Annotated in this window: 6 protein-coding genes; all 6 read right to left on the minus strand. The window is 47.3% G+C overall.

Annotated elements, in window-relative coordinates; genetic code table 11:
- Positions 1 to 1,469: hypothetical protein (locus Q0257_RS02615; protein WP_298021210.1), on the minus strand; the 1,469-nt coding region annotated here is incomplete at its 3' end.
- Positions 1,470 to 1,525: 56 nt separating this feature from the next.
- Positions 1,526 to 2,167 (minus strand): ABC transporter ATP-binding protein, encoded by a 642-nt coding sequence (locus Q0257_RS02620; RefSeq protein ID WP_298021213.1) that lies wholly within the window; start codon positions 2,165 to 2,167, stop codon positions 1,526 to 1,528.
- 2 nt (positions 2,168 to 2,169) lie between these two features.
- Positions 2,170 to 3,234 carry a translation elongation factor Ts gene (gene tsf, locus Q0257_RS02625; RefSeq protein ID WP_298021216.1) on the minus strand — a complete coding sequence of 355 codons (1,065 nt, stop codon included), beginning with the start codon at positions 3,232 to 3,234 and terminating at the stop codon, positions 2,170 to 2,172.
- Positions 3,234 to 4,031: a 30S ribosomal protein S2 gene (gene rpsB / locus Q0257_RS02630; protein ID WP_297880676.1), complete on the minus strand. Its 798-nt coding sequence runs from the start codon at positions 4,029 to 4,031 to the stop codon at positions 3,234 to 3,236. Before rpsB ends, tsf begins: the two co-directional genes overlap by 1 nt.
- Before the next feature lie 285 nt (positions 4,032 to 4,316).
- Entirely contained in the window at positions 4,317 to 5,453 is a 1,137-nt protein-coding gene (gene iadA, locus Q0257_RS02635; protein WP_298021219.1) for a beta-aspartyl-peptidase, read from the minus strand.
- Positions 5,454 to 5,638: 185 nt separating this feature from the next.
- The coding region (locus tag Q0257_RS02640; protein ID WP_298021221.1) for a laccase domain-containing protein at positions 5,639 to 5,891 on the minus strand (253 nt) is incomplete at its 5' end.

Here is a 5,891-nt window from a genome sequence, read left to right on the forward strand (position 1 = left end):
GAATTTGCAGAAGCTGCGAAATTTGCGCCAATTGAATTCCATGCTTCATTATGAGCAGACATAGGCGTATTCTGTGCAAGTCCGCCAGTAAATTCCATGCTTTGAAACGGAACGGCGTTATAAAGATTTTCACGAGGTATATCGCCCGCACCCGCCAACGCAATCGGCGTATCTGAAGCGACCTCGTATTGAGACGAAATTTGCGTTTTTTGAAAATCCGTAGCCGCTTTATTTTTATCATGCGCAGATCTTTTATCCTCTTTTTCATCAGAAGCAAACGCAGCCGCGGCAAAATTATCATATCCGCCAAACTCCTCCACGGGCATGCCGGCACTATCGAAAAGCCTGGAAAAATCCATATCAAATCCACTATTAACAGACACGCCGGCTGCATCTTGCACTACTTGCGAGACAGATTTTTTTTCCTCTGTTTTATAGGCAAATGAGCCGTCTGATTCATGCTGTTTAAGCGTAACGTCCGCAGAGTCTTTCGCTTCCTCTAGATTAGGCGCAGCGTCTGCCTTTTTTTCAACAGCAGTTTCATTAGAGCTATCAGCTCTTTGCGGCTTGTCTTGCTGCGCAAGCGGTAAAGTTTCGCTTGCCCGTGTGGTGGAAATTTCATCTTCTATTTGCGATTTATTTGTTTTGAAATTCTTGGGATTTTCATCATCTAGCGCTGCTAGAGCTATCGGAGCGTCGTCCTTTGCGAGCGAAATTTCGCCCCGAGGTGTGTTATTACTTTCGGCGGGTTCGCTTGTGCCGATACTATTTAGCGGCACATCCTCAGGGATATCGCTAGCAGCTAAGTTTAGAGGCATATCGTCTGCGATATTATCCGCAATCTTTTCTGCGACGGCGTTAAGCGGCGTATCATCGGCGATAGTGTCCGCAAGAGCTGCTTCATCTGCAAGCTGCGAGAGCGGAATATCATCTGCGATCTCGTCCGTGCGCGGCATATCGCCTACCAACTGCGAAAGCGGCACATCATCTGCAATCTCGGGCGCTATATCGTTTGCCAGCTGCGAAAGCGGTATATCCTTGCCGGAGTCATAAAAGCTATCCACAAGCTCTTCAAAATTACTGCCCGAAGCGGAATTTGCCTGGTCAATCGCATCGATCTCTTTCATCACAGAGCTTGCATCGGCAAATTCTTTCGCCATTTTTTCTTTCGCCTGCACGCTCATATTTTGAACCGAAAATTCGCTAATAAACGTAATGAGCTCAAGCGGCGAAAAAGGCTTGGTAAGGGTGTATCGCGCTCCTGGCACCGAAACATTCTTAGGCGTCAGAAACAGCGTCTTATTAAGATCAAATTTTGAAATATCATCGCTATCTTCATAATTTTTTATCGTCAAATCATATTCACTCTCGTCTGCACTATATGCTACCAGGTCCGCACCGATGCGCTCGCAGCAAATATTTACGACACTTGCAACCTGCTCATTGTGATTGTCAAGTAGAATTTTCATTTATGGCCTTTTGGAAAAATTTTACCTATTTTAAGATATTTTTGGTTATTAATTGCTTATATTTCTGCTAAATTTCGATCGTTTATGCGATAAACTTTGCTGCATTTTTGCGCCAAGCCCTCATCGTGCGTGACCAAAACTAGCGCGCCGTCGCTGTGCGAAACGTACTCAAAGATCACGTCCATGACCTCGTTTGCGGTATCTTTGTCTAAATTTCCCGTAGGCTCGTCGGCGAAGATTATGCGCGGCTTTTTGCAAAGTATGCGAGCGATGCTTACGCGCTGCTGCTGTCCGCCGCTAAGCTCGCCTACGCCCTGAGCAAGCGTATTTTCTATCTTAAGCTTTTTTAAAATTTTATCATCTATCGCGTTATTCGTAAGTTTGGCGGCAAGTTCAATATTTTCGCCAGAGGAAAAGCCCTTAAAAAGGTAGTGGGATTGAAATATTATACCGAAGTCGTTGCGGCGAATTTTAAGTCTCTCATCGGAGCTTAGCTCGTAAATACTGCGCTCGCCGTAGATCACCTCGCCCGAGTTCGGTTTTAAAAGCGTGCATAGAATATGAAGCAGGGTCGATTTGCCGCAGCCGCTAACACCCAAAATGGCGATGCTCTCGCCCTCCCCAACGCTTAAGCTTACATTTTCAAAGAGCGTATAATCATACGCGTGAGTAAGATTTACGCCCTTTAGAAGTTCCATATTTAGCCGATTTGAGCCGCTACTTCGGCAGCGAAGTCTTCGCTCTTTTTCTCTAGACCCTCGCCCACTTCGAAGCGGACGTATTTTACGATCTCGATTTTGCCACCTAGTTTTTTAGCTTCTTCCTCGATAACCTGCTCGACGGTTTTCTTATCGTCCATTACGTAAAATTGCCCTAGCAGCGTGAGGCGCTGATCGATCTGGGTATTATCGGCGATGAAGCGATCGATCTGACCCGGCAAAATTTTATCCCAAATTTTTTCAGGCTTATTTTGCTTGCGAAGCTCGTCTTTTAAAGCTTCGATCTCTTTGGCTAAAATTTCATCGCTTAGATGCGCGCGCGAGCCGAACTGCGGGATCTTATGAAGGGGCTTACCTAAGCGCACAAACTCCTCGTTTTCCTTCTCAAACTCACCTTTAAGAGCTAAGAATTCTTTTTCGATAAAATCAGGGTCAAGCTCTTTATAACTGATGACCTGAGGTTTCATCGCGGCTGCATGCATGCAGAGATTTTTTATAAGCTCCTTCGCACCCTCCGCAGTTCGCTCGCTGTCGCAAGCTGCGGCGATGATTACACCTACTCGACCGTTTGAGTGCAGATAACCGTTTACCACGCCGTTTGCGCCCGCCTTAATCGTCTCAAATCTTCTAACGACTAAATTTTCGCCGATCGTAGCGATCTGGCTTTTTAGATGCTCATCGAATTTAACGCCGTCGATGATGCTGGAATTTAGCTCTTCGACACTGCTAATTCCCTTGGTTTGGATATGTAGGGTGGTATTTTTAACTAAATTTATAAAATTTTGGTTTTTAGCTACGAAGTCGGTTTCGGAATTTATCTCGCTTATGGTGGCGATCTTATGATCCGCGCCCACTTCGACGCTTACTAAGCCCTCGCTAGCTAGGCGGTCGGCTTTTTTAGCAGCCTTTCCGAGGCCCTTTTCGCGAAGCAGATCGACGGCCTTGTCCATATCGCCGTCTGTTTCAACCAAAGCCTTTTTGCAATCCATCATCCCCGCTCCGGTGCTTTCGCGGAGCTCTTTTACCATTTGCGCGCTGATTTCCATTACTCTTCGTCCTCGCTTACGTCAAAATCCTCTTCGCTCATCGCCTCGGCTACGACTTCCTCTTTCTCCTCGTCGCTGACGGCTTCGCTCTGCTCGACATCCTCGCTTGCGTCTTGATCGCGAAGTGCCTTGCCTTCGTTGATCGCCTCAGCCATCTCTTGGCAGAAAAGCTGAACCGAGCGGATCGCATCGTCGTTGCCGGGGATCGGGAAATCGACTACGTCCGGATCGCAGTTCGTATCCAAAGGCGCGATAACCGGCATTTTTAGGCGGTTAGCTTCCGCTACGGCGATCTTTTCTTTAACCACGTCGATGACGAAGATCATATCGGGAAGACCCTTCATATTGCGAATGCCGCCTAGATAAAGCTCGAGCTTCTCTTTTTTGCGGCGAAGCATTAGCGCCTCTTTTTTAGTTAGTAAATTTATCGAGCCGTCCTCTTCCATAGTCTCGATTACTTCGAGCTTGCGGATCGATTGCTTGATAGTGGAAAAATTCGTCAGCATGCCGCCTAGCCATCTGTGGCTCACATAAGGCATGCCGCATTTTTCGGCGTACTCTTTTAGCGTCGCGCCGGCTTGTTTTTTGGTGCCTACGAAAAGTATCGTCTTGCCCTCGGCAGCCGCGTCGCGCACGATATTATAAGTGTAGCGGAAGTAGCGGATAGTTTTTTGTAGATCTATGATATAGATACCTTTTCTCTCGCCGAAAATGAATTTTTTCATCTTCGGATTCCATCTGCGCGTTTGGTGTCCGAAATGAACGCCGCACTCTAGCAAATCTCTCATTGTTACCATGAGTTTTCTCCTTGTGGGTTGCCCCGAAATTTAGGTTTCTCCTCCACACCCATTAACATTTGTTTTTAACAAACGCAACCAAATTTTAGGATTGGTGTGTGTGAATTGAAGCTGTGATTATATTTAAAAATAGCTAAATTAAAGCTAAATTTAATATAATCCAATACCTCGGCGTGGTTAAATTTTGCGCTGCAAAGATAAGACGACCGCAAGGGACGTGAGCGAAATTATTCGTCAAATTTAAATTCGCCGAATTTAAAAAGCGGCATCTGCTTCAAATTTCACTCAAAAAATCCCTTTTTCACGAGCCTGCCCTCTTTTACACAAAACTCCCCTTTTCGCGATCACGCTATCTAGGTTTAAAGCCTCGTCAAATACCGCAAAATCAGCGTCAAAGCCTACTTTTATCTCGCCTTTGCCGCTTAGATTTAGGTATTTTGCGACGTTTTTGCCCATCATGCTCAGCGCTTGTGGGATGGTTAGAATTTTATTTTTCACGCAGACTTGAATGACCTCTAAATTCGTCTCGCACGAAGCGCAGCCGTAGCCCACTAGCGCGCCGTTTTCGTCAAATCTAGGCACGCTGCCGTTGCCGTCCGAGCTCATCGTTAGACGCTCTAAATTTAAGCCGTTTTCAAGACCATAGGCGATAGCTTCGTAAAGCGGGGCAAATTTACTTCCGCCGCTCGTGATGTCGATGTAACCGCCCATTTTTTGAAATTTGATCGCCTCGTCAAAAAGCTCCTTCGTCCGTGCGCAGTGCGTCGGCGAAAAGTAATTAATCGGGAACGAATAGTCCTTAATCACGCTAAAAATGAGGTCGAATTTATCCGCGAGCCCGCCCATATGCATGTGCAGCATGCCGCCTTTTTTCGAGATCATGCCGCCGATACGGATCTGCGTCAGGGTCTTGATGAGCTCCTGCGCGGTCGGGTAGCTGCCGCGGTTGTCGCTCATCGCGATCTTACAGCCGATGACCTTGTCGATAAGCACCAGATCGCGCGTGACGGAGCCCGTAAATGTGACGCTAGGCAGCGCGTAAGAGCCCGTGTGGATGAAGGTCGAGATACCCTCGTATTCAAGCGCCTTTGCCTTTGAGTAGAGGTTTTCCAGACTCCTCGTGCACCCATCGGTGCCTAGCGTGCCCACGACCGTCGTCGTGCCGTAGCGGATGATCTGCGATAGCGTTATTTCGGGCGTTCGCGAGTGATAACCTGCCTCGCCGCCCCCGCCCGTGATGTGCACGTGCTGATCTATGAGTCCGGGCGCTAAAATTTTACCCTCTAGATCGTAAACCTCAAGTCCCTCAATACGAAAATCAAGCCCCTTAGAAACGGCTAAAATTTTACCTCCGCCGAGCAAAACGTCGCTCCTACCGACGTGCCCTGGCGCATATAGATCGGCATTTTTAAGTAACAGCATATTTTCTCCTTTGCTTTGGATTTTTTGTAAATTTTACGTTTTTTGACTTTCTTGACTGCGATGTCGCGCCGCAATCTCGCCTATTTTTCGCCGCTTCGTTTTACAGCGCCTCTACGTCAAATTTTATAGTGCTTCGAGAAATTTTAGCAAACCTTGCGGAGAAATTTTATATCCTGTTTTGCTTTTCATCGGCATAGTTTATTCATCACAAAGCCGCAAAAGCGCCCCGTGACACCATCTCTACGGTAGGAAAAATGTCGCTCGCTCTCAAAAGTGCAGCGCGGATCAAATTTAACGTTTCGCACCCCCACAGCTGCGAGCTCGTCGCGCAGCGCGGCGTTTAGATCGAAATGCCCCTGCGTTTTGTAGCGCTCAAACTCGCCCAGTTCAAGCCCGCCGAGTTCGTAGTTTCGCACCTTGATATTCGCGCCCACGAAT

This window comes from uncultured Campylobacter sp., assembly GCF_938018035.1.
Classification (GTDB): Bacteria; Campylobacterota; Campylobacteria; order Campylobacterales; family Campylobacteraceae; genus Campylobacter_B.

Coding starts and splice junctions, on each gene's coding strand:
- Q0257_RS02620 (WP_298021213.1), bottom strand. CDS start 2,167: ATGGAACTTCTAAAGGGCGTAAATCTTACTCACGCGTATGATTATACG.
- tsf (WP_298021216.1), bottom strand. CDS start 3,234: ATGGAAATCAGCGCGCAAATGGTAAAAGAGCTCCGCGAAAGCACCGGA.
- rpsB (WP_297880676.1), bottom strand. CDS start 4,031: ATGGTAACAATGAGAGATTTGCTAGAGTGCGGCGTTCATTTCGGACAC.
- iadA (WP_298021219.1), bottom strand. CDS start 5,453: ATGCTGTTACTTAAAAATGCCGATCTATATGCGCCAGGGCACGTCGGT.